Annotated in this window: 16 protein-coding genes, 4 tRNA genes and 1 pseudogene; 13 read left to right on the plus strand and 8 right to left on the minus strand. The window is 66.6% G+C overall.

Annotated elements, in window-relative coordinates; translation table 11 throughout:
* Positions 1–43 precede the first annotated feature (43 nt).
* From panC to pcnB, 4 genes are read right to left on the minus strand one after another with little or no spacing between them, the layout of a single operon-like run.
* A complete protein-coding gene (gene panC / locus ACVOJ1_RS02330; protein ID WP_074901264.1) occupies positions 44–883 on the minus strand; it encodes a pantoate--beta-alanine ligase in 840 nt (279 codons plus the stop codon).
* Positions 880–1,695: a 3-methyl-2-oxobutanoate hydroxymethyltransferase gene (gene panB / locus ACVOJ1_RS02335; RefSeq protein ID WP_053517276.1), complete on the minus strand. Its 816-nt coding sequence runs from the start codon at positions 1,693–1,695 to the stop codon at positions 880–882. Before panB ends, panC begins: the two co-directional genes overlap by 4 nt.
* Positions 1,696–1,729: 34 nt before the next feature.
* Complete coding sequence (gene folK, locus ACVOJ1_RS02340) at positions 1,730–2,215, minus strand: 2-amino-4-hydroxy-6-hydroxymethyldihydropteridine diphosphokinase (protein ID WP_346479940.1); 486 nt, start codon at positions 2,213–2,215, stop codon at positions 1,730–1,732.
* Positions 2,216–2,218: 3 nt separating this feature from the next.
* Positions 2,219–3,598 carry a polynucleotide adenylyltransferase PcnB gene (gene pcnB / locus ACVOJ1_RS02345; protein ID WP_053517274.1) on the minus strand — a complete coding sequence of 460 codons (1,380 nt, stop codon included), beginning with the start codon at positions 3,596–3,598 and terminating at the stop codon, positions 2,219–2,221.
* A 52-nt stretch (positions 3,599–3,650) separates the two neighbouring features.
* Here pcnB and ACVOJ1_RS02350 point away from each other — a divergent pair.
* Positions 3,651–3,725: transfer RNA gene (locus tag ACVOJ1_RS02350), tRNA-Glu, on the plus strand.
* A 173-nt stretch (positions 3,726–3,898) separates the two neighbouring features.
* Here ACVOJ1_RS02350 and ACVOJ1_RS02355 read toward each other — a convergent pair.
* A complete protein-coding gene (locus ACVOJ1_RS02355; protein WP_053517272.1) occupies positions 3,899–5,320 on the minus strand; it encodes a sugar porter family MFS transporter in 1,422 nt (473 codons plus the stop codon).
* A gap of 192 nt (positions 5,321–5,512) precedes the next feature.
* On the opposite strand from ACVOJ1_RS02355, the gene fdxA reads away from it, so the two are divergent.
* On the plus strand, positions 5,513–5,836 hold the full coding sequence (gene fdxA / locus ACVOJ1_RS02360; RefSeq protein ID WP_049411316.1) for a ferredoxin FdxA: 324 nt from the start codon (positions 5,513–5,515) through the stop codon (positions 5,834–5,836).
* A 123-nt stretch (positions 5,837–5,959) separates the two neighbouring features.
* Here fdxA and ACVOJ1_RS02365 read toward each other — a convergent pair whose 3' ends face one another.
* Both ACVOJ1_RS02365 and dapA read right to left on the minus strand, forming a co-directional pair.
* Positions 5,960–6,478 carry a hypothetical protein gene (locus ACVOJ1_RS02365; RefSeq protein ID WP_346479941.1) on the minus strand — a complete coding sequence of 173 codons (519 nt, stop codon included), beginning with the start codon at positions 6,476–6,478 and terminating at the stop codon, positions 5,960–5,962.
* A 32-nt stretch (positions 6,479–6,510) separates the two neighbouring features.
* On the minus strand, positions 6,511–7,404 hold the full coding sequence (gene dapA, locus ACVOJ1_RS02370; RefSeq protein WP_111185428.1) for a 4-hydroxy-tetrahydrodipicolinate synthase: 894 nt from the start codon (positions 7,402–7,404) through the stop codon (positions 6,511–6,513).
* Between the two features lie 164 nt (positions 7,405–7,568).
* Here dapA and ACVOJ1_RS02375 point away from each other — a divergent pair, with 164 nt between their 5' ends.
* From ACVOJ1_RS02375 to ACVOJ1_RS02420, 10 genes and pseudogenes are all read left to right on the plus strand, one after another.
* Positions 7,569–8,129, plus strand: a complete 561-nt coding sequence (locus tag ACVOJ1_RS02375) for a glycine cleavage system transcriptional repressor (RefSeq protein ID WP_025879444.1) — start codon at positions 7,569–7,571, stop codon at positions 8,127–8,129.
* Between the two features lie 81 nt (positions 8,130–8,210).
* Positions 8,211–8,690, plus strand: a complete 480-nt coding sequence (locus ACVOJ1_RS02380) for a peroxiredoxin (protein ID WP_065174941.1) — start codon at positions 8,211–8,213, stop codon at positions 8,688–8,690.
* Between the two features lie 81 nt (positions 8,691–8,771).
* Entirely contained in the window at positions 8,772–10,172 is a 1,401-nt protein-coding gene (locus ACVOJ1_RS02385; protein ID WP_053517267.1) for a PhoH family protein, read from the plus strand.
* Complete coding sequence (locus tag ACVOJ1_RS02390) at positions 10,169–10,675, plus strand: hypothetical protein (protein WP_053517266.1); 507 nt, start codon at positions 10,169–10,171, stop codon at positions 10,673–10,675. The genes ACVOJ1_RS02385 and ACVOJ1_RS02390 overlap by 4 nt, the downstream gene beginning before the upstream one ends.
* 11 nt (positions 10,676–10,686) lie before the next feature.
* Positions 10,687–11,355: a YoaK family protein gene (locus ACVOJ1_RS02395; protein ID WP_053517265.1), complete on the plus strand. Its 669-nt coding sequence runs from the start codon at positions 10,687–10,689 to the stop codon at positions 11,353–11,355.
* A gap of 97 nt (positions 11,356–11,452) precedes the next feature.
* Positions 11,453–12,262, plus strand: a complete 810-nt coding sequence (gene thiD, locus ACVOJ1_RS02400; protein WP_346479942.1) for a bifunctional hydroxymethylpyrimidine kinase/phosphomethylpyrimidine kinase — start codon at positions 11,453–11,455, stop codon at positions 12,260–12,262.
* Positions 12,259–13,186 (plus strand): annotated as a pseudogene (locus tag ACVOJ1_RS02405) (alpha/beta hydrolase family protein). Before thiD ends, ACVOJ1_RS02405 begins: the two are co-directional and overlap by 4 nt.
* Positions 13,177–13,253 (plus strand) — tRNA-Arg (locus tag ACVOJ1_RS02410). Before ACVOJ1_RS02405 ends, ACVOJ1_RS02410 begins: the two are co-directional and overlap by 10 nt.
* 58 nt (positions 13,254–13,311) lie before the next feature.
* A tRNA-Arg gene (locus tag ACVOJ1_RS02415) sits at positions 13,312–13,388 on the plus strand.
* A gap of 32 nt (positions 13,389–13,420) precedes the next feature.
* Positions 13,421–13,497: transfer RNA gene (locus ACVOJ1_RS02420), tRNA-Arg, on the plus strand.
* A 481-nt stretch (positions 13,498–13,978) separates the two neighbouring features.
* Here ACVOJ1_RS02420 and ACVOJ1_RS02425 read toward each other — a convergent pair.
* A complete protein-coding gene (locus tag ACVOJ1_RS02425) occupies positions 13,979–14,899 on the minus strand; it encodes a LysR family transcriptional regulator (RefSeq protein ID WP_065181268.1) in 921 nt (306 codons plus the stop codon).
* A 139-nt stretch (positions 14,900–15,038) separates the two neighbouring features.
* Between ACVOJ1_RS02425 and ACVOJ1_RS02430 the strand changes: the two genes are divergently transcribed.
* Positions 15,039–15,740 (plus strand): pirin family protein, encoded by a 702-nt coding sequence (locus tag ACVOJ1_RS02430; RefSeq protein WP_053520377.1) that lies wholly within the window; start codon positions 15,039–15,041, stop codon positions 15,738–15,740.
* Position 15,741 lies beyond the last annotated feature (1 nt).

Below are 15,741 nucleotides of genomic sequence, written 5' to 3' on the forward strand. Positions count from 1 at the left end.
AGGTAGCGCCGGGCATGGCCCGGCGCCACCATCACAGCGGAACTCAGAACTCCAGGTTGTCGATCAGCCGGGTCGTGCCCAGCCGCGCGGCGATCAGCGCCACCCGGCCGCCACCCTCGAATGCCGGCTCGGCCAGCTCGGGCGTGCGCAGCACGGCGTAGTCGACCTGGAAACCAGCCGCCTGCAGCGCGGCGGTGGCATCGGCCTCGATGCGCTCGCGCGGCTGGCCTGCCACATAGCCTTCGCGCATGGCCAGCAGGGTCCGATGAAGGGTCGTCGCGACGGGGCGCTGTTCCGGGCTCAGATACTGGTTGCGCGAACTCTTGGCCAGCCCATCGTCATCACGGACGATCTCCGCACCGACGATCTGGACCGGGAACGACAGCTCGGCCACCATCTGGCGGATCACCGCCAGTTGCTGGTAGTCCTTGCGGCCGAACACAGCCACGTCCGGCTGCACCTGCAGGAACAGGCGGGCGACCACCGTGCAGACGCCATCGAAATGGCCCGGACGGCTGGCACCTTCCAGCACCTCGCTGATGCCGGGCGCGTGCATGCGCGTGGTCTTGTCCACGCCCAGCGGATACATCGCCTCGACGCTCGGCAGCCACACCGCATCGCAGCCGACCTGCTCCAGCCCCGCGACGTCGGCCTCGGGCGTGCGCGGATACCGGCTGAAATCCTCGTTGGGCCCGAACTGGGTCGGATTGACGAAGATGCTGGCCACCACCCTGTCGGCGTACTGGCGGGCCAGGCTCACCAGCGCGTGATGGCCACCGTGCAGGTTGCCCATGGTCGGCACCAGCGCGACGCGCAGGCCTTCGCGCTTCCACTGGGCGATCTGCCCGCGCAACGCGCCGAGCTCATTGAAGGTCTGGATCATTGGGCGTAAGCGTGCTGTTCGTCGGGGAAGCTGCCGTCACGCACGGCGTCGGCGTAGGCGCGGGTGGCTCCGGCCACCGAGCCCCCTTCGGCAAGGAAATCCTTGACGAATTTCGGTCGGCGATGGCCGCTGTCCAGGCCCAGGAAGTCATGCAGGACCAGCACCTGGCCATCGCACTGCGGACCGGCACCGATGCCGATGGTGGGCACCGGCACTGCAGCGGTGACCTCGGCCGCGACCGGGGTCGGCACGCATTCCAGCACGATGATGCTGGCGCCCGCGTCGGCCACGGCCCTGGCGTCCTCCACCAGCTGCCGGGCCGCATCGCCACGGCCCTGGATCTTGAACCCGCCCAGGCGCAGGACCGACTGCGGGGTCAGGCCCAGATGCGAGCAGACCGGAATCTCGCGTTCGACCAGGTAACGGACGATATCGACCTTGAAGCCGGCCCCCTCGATCTTGACCATCTCCGCGCCTGCCTGCAGCAGCTGCAGCGACGCATCGAGCGCGCGTTCCGGGGTTGCATCGGCACCGAACGGCAGATCGGCAACCAGCAGCGCGCGCTGCAGCACGCGGGCCACGGCGCGGGTGTGATAGACCATGTCGGCCACGGTCACCGGCAGGGTGGAATCGTGCCCCTGCACGACCATGCCCAGCGAATCACCGATCAGGATCAGGTCGACGCCGTTGGCGTCGAAGGTGCGGGCGAAGCCAGCGTCGTAGGCGGTCAACATGACCAGCTTCTGGCCATTCCGCTTGGCCTCGGCCAAGGCGGGAACGGTCCAGGGCTTGCTGTCTGCGTGGGTGCTCATGTGCTGATAACCGGGGGAGATAACCCGGGCATTATCACCCTATCGGCGCAATCCCGCAGGCATCCACCCGCATCACTGCATCCCGCACGCGACCATGGCCGGGAATGGCCAGATCCGGCGCGATCTCGGCCAGCGGCACCAACACGAAGGCACGCTCGTGCAGGTAGGGATGCGGCACCTGCAGACCCGGCTCATCCAGTACCTGCGCGCCATACAGCAGCAGGTCCAGATCCAGTGCCCGCGGTCCCCAGTGCACGGCTGGATCGCGCACGCGACCGAAATGCTGCTCCAGCTCCAGCATCGCCCGCAGCAATCCGGAGGCCGGCAGGCGCGTTTCCACCGACGCCACCGCGTTGACGAACGGCGGCTGATCCTCGTTGCCCCAGGCCGGCGTGGCATACAGGCGCGACGCCTGGCAGCGCCGCGTGTCAGGAAGCGCGTCCAGTGCGGCAATCGCCGCACGGACGGTCGCGGCCGCGTCGCCAAGATTGGCGCCCAGGCCGATCCAGGCCAGCGTCATGGCTTACTCGCCAGCGCTGCCGGCCGTGGCACCGGAGCGCCGACGGCGGCGCCGGCGCTTGCGCGGTGCGCCCTCATCCTCGTCGCCCGGTTCGGCATGCATCGCATCCAGCGCGGATTCCAGCTCGCGCCCCGGTTGCACCTGCGCCTCACGCCAGAACGCCACATCTGCCTCGTGTTCGGCCGACGCGACCTGGCGCAGCGTCAGGAAATCGAACGCTGCACGGAAGCGCGGGTGGGTGAGCGTGCGGAACACGCGCTTGCGCTGGCGCGAGCCGAAACGCGACTGCAACAGCCAGATCTCCTGCATCGGCAGCGAGAAACGGCGCGGCAGCGCGATGGTGCTCAGCTGCTGCACCGTCACGCGGTCGGCAGCACGACGCTGCGCTTCTTCCGGCGCCACGCCCTGCTTGAGCAGGGTGGCCTGCGCCCGGCAGAACGCCGGCCACAGCAGCAGCGCGAACAGGAACGCGGGCGAGACAGGCTCATCGTTGGCAACGCGTGCATCGGTATTGGCCAGGCCCTCGACCAGCATGCGGCGCAGTGCACCGGTGCGGTTCGCCTTCAGCGCCCTGCCACTTTCAGGGAACAGGACGTCGAGCAGGCCGTAGCGCTCCAGGCCTTCGAAACTGGCAACACCGTGGCCGGACAGGAACAGCTTCAGCACTTCCTCGAACAGCCGCGCGGGCGCGGCTTCGTTCAGCAGGCCTGCCAGGTGCGGGATCGGCGCGGCGGTGCCCTCTTCGATCTGGAAGCCGAGCTTGGCCGCCAGGCGCACCGCGCGCAGCATGCGCACCGGGTCCTCGCGATAGCGCTGTTCGGGGTCGCCGATCAGCTTCATCAGGCGCGCCTGGACGTCTTCGAAACCGCCGACGTAGTCGCGCACCGAGAAATCCTCGATCGCGTAGTACAGGGCATTGCAGGTGAAGTCGCGGCGCACCGCGTCGTCTTCGATGCTGCCGTACACGTTGTCGCGCACGAGCATGCCGTTTTCCATTTCGCGGTCGCCGCTGCCGTCATCGACGTTGGCGCGGAAGGTGGCGACTTCGATGATCTCGCGGCCGAACACCACATGGGCGAGGCGGAATCGGCGGCCGATCAGGCGGCAGTTGCGGAACAGCTGTTTGACCTGTTCGGGCGTGGCATCGGTGGCCACGTCGAAATCCTTGGGTTGGCCATTGACCAGCAGGTCGCGCACCGCGCCGCCGACAAGGTAGGCGCCGAAGCCGGCATCGCGCAGGCGATAAAGCACGCGCAGGGCGTTCGGGCTGATGTCCTTGCGGGAAATGGTGTGCTGGTCGCGCGGGATGACGCGCAGGCTGAACGGTGATGGAGCAGGAGAAATGATGTTGGCGCTTCCGGTTGAAGTTTCGGGATTGCCCAATGGCATCGAGGTGCATATACTAGCGCTCCTGCCTCGGCAGCGACACATATACGCTCCCTTCGTCTAGTGGTTAGGACGTGGCCCTCTCAAGGCTAAAACAGGGGTTCGAGTCCCCTAGGGAGCGCCAGTCGCCACAGCAGGAACCGAAAAAGCCCGCCTCGTGCGGGCTTTTCTGTTTCCCGGGGTTTGCCTGTTGCGTCGAGCGGGTCGCCTCGGGGGCGAGCCGCCCCTGCCTGTCCTGGAGCGGCTGGCCTGCCGCCGCCACGGAACAGGAAGGCGCTGGAAACCAGGGCGGCGCCATCAGCCTTCCATCTGCTCCAGCTCCTTGCCCTTGGTCTCGCGGACGTAGCGGACGACGAAGAAGATCGAGAGGATCGCTGCAACCGTGTAGATGCCATAGGCACCGGCCAGGCCGATACCCGCCAGCAGCAGCGGGAAGGTCACGGTGATGGCGAAGTTCGACGTCCACTGCGCCGCACCGGCCACCGCGAGCGCAGGGCCGCGGATCTGGTTCGGGAACATCTCGCCCAGCATGACCCACATCACCGGGCCCCAGGACATGTTGAAGAACACCACATAGACGTTGGCCGCCACCAGCGCCAGGCGGCCCATGCCATCGGACAGGTGCAGGCGCCCTTCGACCAGGCTGCCGCTGGCGAATGCCACCACCATCAGCACCAGGGCAACCGACATGCCGACCGAACCGACCCACAACAGCGGCTTGCGCCCGATCCGATCGATCAGCATCACCGTCAACAGGCAGGCGCCGATGCTCAGCGCACCGGAAAGAACGTTGATCAGCAGCGCATCGCTTTCCGAGAAGCCGACGGCCTGCCACAGGACCGCGCCGTAGTAGAACACCACGTTGATGCCGACCAGCTGCTGGAACATCGCCAGGCCGATGCCCACCCAGATGATCGGGCGAAGCCTGCCGGTGCCCTTGTCCAGCAGGTCGCCGAAGCGCGGCTTGTGCTGGTCCTGGTCCAGGCTGGCCTCGATCTCCGCCTGTTTGGCGGCCGCCGCGGCGTCGCCGTACAGCCGCGACAGAACCGCCCTGGCCTGCGCCTGGCGCCCCTTCACCACCAGGAAGCGCGGGCTTTCCGGAATCACCAGCAGCAGCAACAGGAACAGCGCCGACGGCAGCGCCTGCATCCAGAACATCCAGCGCCAGGCCTCCTGCCCGAACCACAGGGGCTCGGTGGAGGTGCCTGCCGCACGGGCCAGCAGGTAGTTGCTGAGGAAAGCGGCGAACAGGCCGCAGATGATCGCCATCTGCTGCACCGTCGCCAGGCGGCCCCGGTAGCGTGCGGAAGCGACCTCGGCGATGTAGGCCGGCGACATCACGCTGGCCGCACCGACGGCGAAGCCGCCCAGCACGCGAGCGGTCACGAACAGCCAGGAGGCGTGCGCGGCGCCCGCACCCAGCGCCGACAGCAGGAACAGCACCGCCGCCACGATCAGCACGCCGCGTCGGCCCAGGCGGTCGCCCAGCCAGCCGGCGAGAAACGCGCCGATCGCGCAGCCCAGCAGCATCGAGGCAACCTCGAAGCCCAGGGCCGCCTCGCTGGAGTTGAAGGCCTGCCGCAGGCCATCAACCGTGCCGTTGATTACGCCACTGTCGAATCCGAACAGGAAGCCTCCCAAGGTGGCCACGCAGCTGATCAGGACGATGAACGCGGTGTTCTCTCCACCATCGGCGGCGGCAGGCTGAGCTGGGGACATGGGCATTCCAGGAGGGAGGACAGTCCGGCTGCCACAGCAGCCAGCAGCGCGCAGCCTCGCACAGGCGCCGCCCCATCGCCAATGGGCCGTGCCCTCGAGCCCGGCAGATCCCCCTTTTCAGGCCCGCGCCGACACCGGGGGGCAACCTGTTCTAGAATTGGCGGGTTCAGGAATCGATCCACCCCCAAGCCCATGCCCTTTGTCGTCACCGAAAACTGCATCAAGTGCAAGCACACCGATTGCGTGGAAGTGTGCCCCGTGGATTGCTTCCACGAAGGCCCGAACTTCCTGGTGATCGACCCGGATGAGTGCATCGACTGCACCCTCTGCGAGCCGGAGTGCCCGGTCAACGCGATCTTCCCCGAGGACGATGTCCCCGCCGGACAGGAGGGCTTCGTCGCCCTCAATGCCGAACTGGCCAAGGCCTGGCCGGTACTGACTGTGCGCAAGGACCCGCCGGCGGACGCCGGTGAGTGGGATGGCAAACCGGACAAACTGAAGCTGCTCGAGCGCTGAGGCGCCAGCACCCGCCGCCATGAAAAAAGGGCGCCATGGGCGCCCTTTTCCTGTTCCGGCAATGCCAGACACTGCCCGGCCGAACCCGGGCGCGTGGCCCGGTCCGCAGCTGCCGGCGGTTCCTTACTTCGCCAGCGCGGCCTTCAGTGCGGCAATCAGCTTCACCGGGGCCTCGGCGGTCGCCGGCAGACCACGCGGATCGACCGCAGAGACATAAGCGCCGGCATCGACGGCCACCACGCGCACCAGGAAGTTACTGCCTTCATAGGCCACGTCGTAGGAGCCCAGCAGCTGGGCGCGGCTGGCGATGGTCACGCCCTGCACGCCTTCCAGCGCGGTGCCGACCTTGGCGAACGCCTCGTCCTTGCTGCCCGGAATGGTGAAACCGGTATTGCCCACGGCCGGGGCAGCCGGAGCGGCCACAGCAGCCGGGGCGGTGGTCGAGGCCAGCCTCGGTACCTGGTTCTCGCCCGACGCGGACGGCAGGTTCAGGTCCGGCGGCACTTCCAGCGGACGCATCTCCGGGGTCAGGGCGTAGTCGCCCTTGGCACCGCGCTTGAAGCAGCCGGTGGTGGTCACGGCCGTGGTGAGGGCGATGAGCGCGAAGGACAGCACGCGGACGGCGGAAACGGATTGACGCATGTGGATCTCCTGGATCAGACCAAGACGGAAGGTCAGTGGCTGGAAAGGGCTTCAAGCGCGGCGATGTCGCCGGCCAGATGATCGGCTGCCGGATGATGCGCTGCCGACAGTGGCAGCAGCGGCAGGCGCAGGTCGTGGCCGATGCCGATGCGGCGCAGCAGCGCCTTGACCGGAATCGGGTTGGATTCGATACCGCAGAAATCGTGGTACGGCTGCAGGCGCGCGTCCCAGGATGCGGTGGCGTCATGGTCGTGGGCGGCAGCCAGCTCGCACATCCGGCGGTACGCACCAGGCAGCGCGTTGGAGCCGACCGAGATCAGCCCGTCGATACCGGCCTGGATCGAGCGCGCAGCCGTGCCGTCGTCGCCACTGAGCACGGCGAAGCTGGAACTGCGCAGCGCCAGCAGGGCCTTCACGCGCCCGATGTCGCCGACGGCCTCCTTGATGCCGACAATGTTGGGATGATCCGCCAGCTCGGCCACGGTCTCCGGCAGCATGTCGCATCCGGTGCGCCCCGGTACGTTGTACAGCACCACGGGCAACCCGCCGTGGTCGGCCACGGCCCGGTAGTGCGCGATCAGCCCGGCCTGTGTCGGACGCACGTAAGGCGGCGTCACCACCAGAGCGTGACTGGCACCCTGCGCGGCAGCGCGACGGGTCTGTTCGATGGTCTTGGCGGTGCCGGACAGGCCGGTACCGGCCAGGACCGGGATGCGTCCGCCGATGCGTTCGACGGCACTGGCCAGCAGTTGGTCGTACTCGGCATCGGACAGCGTCGCCGCTTCGCCGGTCGAGCCGGCGACGACAACGCCATGGACGCCACCTTCCAGTTGCAGATGCAGCAGGCGCTGCCAACCGTCGGGATCGAGGGCACCGTCGGCCCGGAACGGGGTCGCCAGCGCGGTGATGAGGCCGGAAAGGGACAAGGACGTGCTGCTCTTGGCTGGGAAGGGAAAACGCCCGCCACGAAAGGGCGGGGGCGACTTGAATGTTACTTGCGGCGCGAAAGCACGGGCAAGTATGCTGCACTCCGGTGGATCCCCGCCTCTGGCGGGCATTCAGACTCACGCATGCATTACCCGGAATCGCCTTGACCGACACCACCCCGCGCCCCGCGCCGAGCGAAAACCACCTCCTGATCAACGCCTATACGACGCATCCGGAGTCCCCACTGCTGTCCGTCACCCGACGCATTGCCGACAGCGGCTGCAATCTGGTGGACGCGCGCCTGGCCACGGTTGGCCGCGACGTATCGGTCACCGCGCTGGCCACCGGGTCGTGGGACTCGGTCGCCAAGCTGGAAGCGATGCTGACCCGGCTCGAGCGCGAGGAAGGCCTGAAACTGGTCTGGTACCGCACCGAGGCCAAGCAGGCCCAGTCCAATCTGCTGCCGTACATCGTTGAAGTGATCGCCGCTGACAAGCCGGGCATCCTGTTCCAGCTGGCCGACTTCTTCGACCGCCAGGGCATCACCATCGAGACCCTGCAGAGCACGCGCTATCGCGCCATGCAGACCGGTGCGGAAATGTTCAGCGCGCAGGTCACCATCGGCGTGCCGGCCAACATGCACATCGCCGCCCTGCGCGATGATTTCCTCGAATTCTGCGACCACCTGAACCTGGACGCGATCATGGATCCGATGAAGTTCTGATTTTTCGCGCGTTCGTCACGGGCGCGCGGCGTTTCATGCAACTGTCGTAGAAATACCCCAGGCTCCGGAACCAAGGACCTCATGAACAACGGCGATACCCTGGACCGCACCACCCTCTCGCTCCCGCTGGCCCTGTCAGGCGGCGAACACACCACCCTCGGCGACCTCGCGGGCCAATGGCTGGTGCTGTACTTCTACCCCAAGGACAGCACCCCGGGGTGCACCACCGAAGGCATCGACTTCAACGCGCTGCTGCCGGAGTTCCGCAAGGCAGGCGCCACCGTACTCGGCGTCTCCCGTGACTCGGTGAAATCACACGACAACTTCTGTGCCAAACAGGGCTTCGCGTTCCCGCTGGTCAGCGATGGCGACGAAGCGCTGTGCAACGCCTTCGATGTGATCCGGATGAAGAACATGTACGGCAAGCAGGTACGTGGCATCGAGCGCAGCACCTTCCTGATTTCTCCCGACAGCCGCATCGCGCAGTCCTGGCGCAAGGTCAAGGTCGCCGGCCATGCCGACGCCGTGCTTGCCGAACTGAAGGCCGCCCAATCCAAGTGATTCCCATCGCCCACTTTGTCCGCCATCACCCTGCCCCGCAGGTCGTGGTGGTTTTTCCCTGTCCGTAACCAGGAATCGACGATGACCCGAGGCAAGCGCATCTACGTGCTGGATACCAACGTGCTGATGCACGATCCGACCGCGCTGTTCAAATTCGAGGAGCATGACGTCTACCTGCCGATGCAGGTGATCGAGGAGCTGGACAACGGCAAGAAGGGCACGTCCGAGGCAAGCCGCAACGCCCGCCAGGTGAGCCGTTTCCTCAACGAGCTGGTGCAGGCCTCCGGCCTGGACAATCTGGCTGACGGCATTCCGCTGCAGCGCCCACAGGGCCTGCAGCTGCGTGGCAAGCACAGCGCCGGCAAGCTGCGTTTCCAGACCAGTCATTTCGACGCCGGCAAGAGCTTCGGCAAGGTCATCCCGGACAATGCCATCCTCGGTGCCATCCTGGCGCTGAAGGAGCAGACCCCGGAGATCCCGGTGGTGTTCGTCTCCAAGGACATCAACCTGCGGATCAAGGCGGCCATCGCCGGCATCGTTTCGGAAGATTACGAAAACGACCGCGCACTGGACGATTTCAGCCTGCTCTACACCGGCGCCACCGAGCTGCCGGAGGATTTCTGGAAGCTCCATGGCGACGACCTGCGCAGCTGGAGCGACAAGGGCCGCACCCATTACGAGATCCTGGCCAGGGACGACGAGGAATGGTACCCGAACCAGTACGTCTACCTGCCGGGCGAGGACGAGGTGGAGCTTCGCGTCAGCCGCGTGGTCGGCGATGGCAAGGTGGTGCTGTCGCTGGTTGATGATTTCCGCCACGGCAGCCATGCCGTGTGGGGCATCAGCGCGCGCAACCGCGAACAGAACTTCGCGCTCAATGCACTGATGGATCCGGAGATCGACTTCGTCACCCTGCTCGGCACCGCCGGCACCGGCAAGACCCTGCTGGCACTGGCCGCGGGGCTGGCACAGACGATGGACCAGCAGCGCTACCGCGAGATCATCATGACCCGGGCCACCGTCAGCGTCGGCGAGGACATCGGCTTCCTGCCGGGCACCGAGGAAGAGAAGATGACACCGTGGATGGGCGCGCTGACCGACAACCTGGAAGTGCTCACGCACAACCAGGAAGGCGGAACCTGGGGACGCCAGGCAACCAACGATCTGCTGGCCAGCCGCATCAAGATCCGCTCGATGAACTTCATGCGCGGCCGCACCTTCCTGTCGCGCTATCTGATCCTGGACGAGGCGCAGAACCTCACCCCTAAGCAGATGAAGACGCTGATCACCCGTGCCGGTCCCGGCACCAAGATCGTCTGCCTGGGCAACGTCGAGCAGATCGACACCCCGTACCTGACCGAGACGACATCCGGCCTGACTTACGCGGTGGACCGCTTCAAGAACTGGCCGCACAGTGCGCACATCACCCTGCGCCGTGGCGAACGCTCGCGGCTGGCCGATTACGCTTCGGAGGTGCTGTGAACCGTTCTGCCCGCCTGCTGCTGCCGACGGCTGCGATCACCCTCGCAGCCGTCCTTGGTGCCTGCACCACCACCCGCGGGCCGGCCAGCGTGCCGACCGCCGAACGCACCGGCCAGTCGTGGGTGGTCACCCGGCCGATCGTCGCCGCGCAGGTGCTCGACACCTGCTCGCGGCACAGCCCGGGCCGGGATGCCGGCCGCGTCACCGGCTACTGGGCCCCCAGCCGGCAACAGGTGGACCAGCTGGAAGCCGCACTGCCTTCGCTGCAGGCGCAGGTGCCCGACGTACTGGACTTCGACCGCCAGTACGTCGGCATCGAAAGCGCCGGCAAGCGCCTGATCTACATCAATGCGTTCCGCCTGCCTGACGACAGCGGCATCAAGCCGGCGCGCGAGGCCATCCGCGTCTGCGATGGTGGCAAGCAGTTCTGGGGCGCGGTGTTCGACCCGGCCACCGGTGCGTTCAGCGAGCTGCAGTTCAACGGCGGTCTCGGCGGTCCCTGAGGGTCGCGCCGATGGGCATACGCCTTCCCACCTGGGTCTGGATCGGTGCCGTAGCGCTGTCGTGCGTGGCCGGCATGGTCAACGTGGTCGGGTTTCTGGGCTTCGAGCATCAGGCCGTCAGCCACATGACCGGTAGTACCAGCCAGCTCGGCATGGCACTGGCGCAGGGCGACTGGCGCGCGGTCGGGCACCTGTGGGGCCTGCTGATCGCTTTTTCGCTGGGTGCGATGCTCAGCGGGCTGCTGATCCAGGACAGCGCACTGCAGCTCGGCCGGCGCTATGGCGTCGCTCTGGCACTGGAATCGGCGCTGTTGCTGGCCGCCATTCCCTTGTTCAAGCAGCAGCAGATCTGGGGCGCGTTGTCGGCAGCGATGGCCTGCGGGTTGCAGAACGCGATGGCCACCACCTTCAGCGGCGCGGTGATACGGACCACCCACCTCAGCGGCATGTTCACCGATCTTGGCATCGGCCTGGGCCATCTGTTGCGCGGGCTGCCGCTGCAGGTGCGGCGGCTGACGCTCAGCGGACTGATCATCAGCGGCTTCCTGGCCGGTGGCGTGATGGGTGCGTGGCTGTTCCTGCGCTGGCAGTACGATGCCCTGCTTGCCCCCGCGCTGCTGACCGGCGCGACCGGGCTGGTCTATGTGCTGTACCAGCAATGGGTACGCTGGCGGTACTGAGCGTCGCCGCACGCACGCGCAGCATGAGGCGTCCGCCCCTGCCGGCAGCCCGTAGCCGGCACTACCCCCATCCCGGTGACCACGGCACAATCGCCGCATGAGCCCGACCACTCCCGTTTCCGCCCTCACCATCGCCGGCTCCGACTCCGGCGGAGGCGCCGGCATCCAGGCCGACCTGAAGGCCTTCGCCGCACACCGCGTGCATGGCCTCTCCGCGATCGCCGCATTGACCGCGCAGAACACCCGCGGTGTCACCGCCGTGCATGTGCCGCCAATCGAATTCCTGCGCGCGCAGCTCGACGCGTGCTTCGATGATTTCGACATCCACGCGGTGAAGCTGGGCATGCTGGCCAATGCCGAGGTGATCCACGCCGTGGCCGATGCGCTGCAGCGTCACCGGCCCGCACATGTGGTGCTGGATCCGGTGATGGTCGCCACCAGTGGTGCGCGCCTGCTGGAAGACAGCGCCCTGCAGGCAATGCGCGAGCGTCTGCTCCCGCTGGCCACGCTGGTCACTCCCAACACACCGGAGGCAGAACTGCTGGTGGGCCGCACGATCGGCGATGGAGACGACGCCGAGCGGGCTGCGTCGGCACTGCTGAATCTCGGGGCCGGCGCGGTGCTGCTCAAGGGCGGCCACCTGCACGAGGGCAACCGCGTGATCGATCGCTACTTCGATGGCGTCAGCAGCGAGGAATTCAGTCACGCGCGCCTGCCGCTGGATGCCCACGGCACCGGCTGCACACTGGCCTCGGCCATCGCCGCGCAACTGTGCAATGGCCTGAGCCTGGCCAACGCCTGCGAAGCATCGATCGACTACGTGGCACGCGGGCTGCAACTGGGCTACATGCCGGGGCGCAGCGATGTGCGCGTGCTGGATCATTTCGGCGCAGCGCCCCACGCATGAGCCTGCCATCACGGACACTGGCCGTGGAATGCGGCGACGGCCATCGCTTCGAGGTGATGGCCTGCGTACCCGAGCAGCCGCTGGCGCGGCTGCTATGGCTCCCCGCACTGGGCGTGGCCGCGCGCCACTACCTGCCACTGGCACAGGCCCTGGCTGCGAAAGGCATCGCGGTCTACCTGCACGAGTGGCGTGGCAACGGCAGCAGTTCACTGCGCCCTTCGCGCACGCAGGACTGGGGCTATCGTGAAGTGCTCGAGCAGGACCTGCCTGCCAGCCAGGCTTTGCTCGCCAACGCCGATGCCGGCGAAGGCGCGCTGCCCTGGATCATCGGTGGGCACAGCCTGGGTGGGCAGCTGGCCTGCGTGCATGCAGGACGGCAACCGCAGCACTTCGAGCACCTGTGGCTGGCCGCCAGTGGCACGCCGTTCTGGCGTACGTTTCCGCCTCCGCGCGGATGGCTTCTGCCGCTGGTGTACCGCTTCCTGCCCTGGATCGCCCGCCGCCAGGGCGTGCTGCACGGCCGGCGCCTGGGCTTTGGGGGCACCGAAGCACGCGGCCTGATTGCCGACTGGTCGCGGGTGGGCCTGAGCAACCATTACGCAGCCGCGGGCATGACCGAGGATCTCGATGCGCAGATGGCACGCGTGCATGGCAGCGCGCAGGCCGTGGTGATGGAACACGACTGGCTGGCACCGACCGGTTCGATGCAGGCGTTGCTGGACAAACTGCCGAATGTGGCATCACACCTGCATGTGCTGTCCGACGGGGAACTGGGCACGCGTGCCGACCACTTCGCGTGGATGAAGGCGCCACAGGCGGTCGCCCACCAATTTTTCATTCAGCTGGATGAAAATCTTCACAAAAACGGTTGACGGTACGCGCCGACATCCGCATAATTCCGCTCCTGTCGCAGGGCGCCCGTAGCTCAGTTGGATAGAGTACCTGGCTACGAACCAGGCGGTCGGGAGTTCGAATCTCTCCGGGCGCACCACTCGACAGGTTTCCGGCATCCGCCGCTGGAAATGAAGTAAAATTTGATTGTGTACCGCGCGCCCGTAGCTCAGTTGGATAGAGTACCTGGCTACGAACCAGGCGGTCGGGAGTTCGAATCTCTCCGGGCGCACCATACACGATCAACACAACAGGTTTATGTAATTGGCGCCCGTAGCTCAGTTGGATAGAGTACCTGGCTACGAACCAGGCGGTCGGGAGTTCGAATCTCTCCGGGCGCACCATTACACCGAAACAGCAGGCCTCGGCCTGCTGTTTTTTTATGTGTGTTCTTCGGCAGGGCTGCGCCCTGCACCCGCCGAAGCCAAAGCCGGAGCAACAGCAACAGCGCGCATTCCGACACCGCCCCACCTTCGACAGGTTCACGCGGCTGTTGGTAGGTGTCGACCTTGGTCGACACATCTGTCAGATATCGAGTGAATTCATCCATGCATGGCGTGGATCTACCGTGTCGACCAAGGTCGACACCTACCAGAGCAGTACGCCGTTCCGACAGATAGCGGAAAACTGTCGAAGGCGAGGTGGGTCCGGTTGCGGGAGTGTCCGCGGCATGAATGCCGCGGCCAAGCCCCCAAGCACGGGTTTACGGCGTCTCCCGCAACCGGACCCGCCCCGTCCTGCCCCGGCAAACCCGCTTCGGCCGTGGCTGCTGCTGTTGCCGTGTTCCCGCCCGTAACGGGTGCAGGGCGCAGCCCTGCCGCACACCTATCCCCCGGCCATTGCCCGCCACCACTGCGACAGCAGCTCCGGCCTGCGCAGGCGCTCGCGCCACCAGCGCAATGCCGCGCCATCCTCACCGGTCCGCCAGGCCAACCAGAAGGTCTCCTCCGGCTTGTGTTCCTCGACCTCACGGATAACCAGTTCGCCTCGTGCCACGGCCGCGCGCGCGCACGGCTCGGGCAGAAAGCCGAAGCCCACGCCCTCGCATTGCAGTTTCAGCTTGCTGGCCATGTCGGGCACTGTCAGCATCTCCTGCCCCATCAGCAGGCCAACCGTACGGGGCAGCAAGCGCCGCGCCGAATCGGACACCGCGATCGCACAGTGCTCGACCAGCTGCTCACGTCCCAGCACGCCCGGCACTGCCGCCAAGGGATGATCCGGGGCAACCGCGAACACGAACTCGACCGTACCCAACGGCTCGACCACGTAGCCACCACCGCTCGGCCCCTCGCCCGGCGCGCCCACCAGCAGATCGGCACGCCGGTCCAGCAGCGCCTCCCAGGTGCCGGACAGCGCCTCGCCGATCAAGCGCAGGCGGGTCGGCGCCTCAGCGCCGCGAAATGCGGCGATGTCCGGGCCCAGCAGCCAGGTGGGAAACACCGAATCCACTGCCAGGGTCAGTTCGGTTTCCCAGCCGGAGGCCACCCGGCGCACCCGCAGTTCCAGTTCGCGGGCCGCACGGAGCAGATGCCGGCCCTCATCCAGCAGCGCGCGACCGGCCTCGGTCGGCTCCGCACGCGGGCCCACCCGGTCGAACAGCTGCACGCCAAGATCCTCTTCCAGCTTGGCCACGGTGTAGGAAATGGTGGACGGCACCTTGTGCAGGGCCTTGCCGGCGCCCGCAAACGAACCGCGGCGATCGATGGCGTCCAGGATCTGCAGGGCTTCGAGGCTGAGCTTGAGCATTCGAATTTTTCGATGATGGCTTTCAAAACTATCCGTTTTTCAAAGCACCGGCGCAAGCGGATACTTCTCTCCAACAGGGAAACACGGCGATCAATGCCCTGCCCCGCCCCATCGAAAACATCGAACAAGGAGATATCCCATGCTGCAGATCCGCAAGAGTGCTACCCGTGGCCTGGCCGAACATGGCTGGCTGTCCTCGCGCCACACCTTCTCGTTCGCCAACTACTACGATCCGCGCTATGTCAGCTTCGGTCCGCTGCGGGTGATCAACGAGGACAAGGTGATCGGCGGCCAGGGCTTCGGCACCCACAGCCACAGCAACATGGAGATCGTCTCCTACGTGCTGGGCGGCGCACTGGAACACAAGGACTCGATGGGCACCGGTTCGGTACTGCGCTACGGCGATGTGCAGCGCATGAGCGCCGGCAGCGGCGTCAGCCACAGCGAGTTCAACCACTCGGCCACCGAACCCGTGCATTTCCTGCAGATCTGGATCTTCCCGGACACGGAGAACATCACCCCGTCGTATGAGGAAACCCACTTCACGCCGGACAGCAAGCGCAACCAGCTGCGCCTGATCGCCTCGCCCGACGGTGCAGATGGTTCGCTGCGCATCCACCAGGATGCCCGCATCTTCGCCACCCTGCTCGACGGCAGCCACAAGCTGCACCACGCCCTGGGCAGCGGACGCGGTGCCTATGTGCAGGTCGCCCGTGGCCAGTTGCAGGTCAACGGCATCACCCTGGAAGCCGGTGATGCGCTGCAGATCAGCGACGAAGCGCAGCTGACGCTGGAGAACGGCAACGACGCCGAAGTGCTGGTGTTCGACCTGCCGCTGTGAA

This window comes from Stenotrophomonas sp. STEN225 (assembly GCF_056756445.1).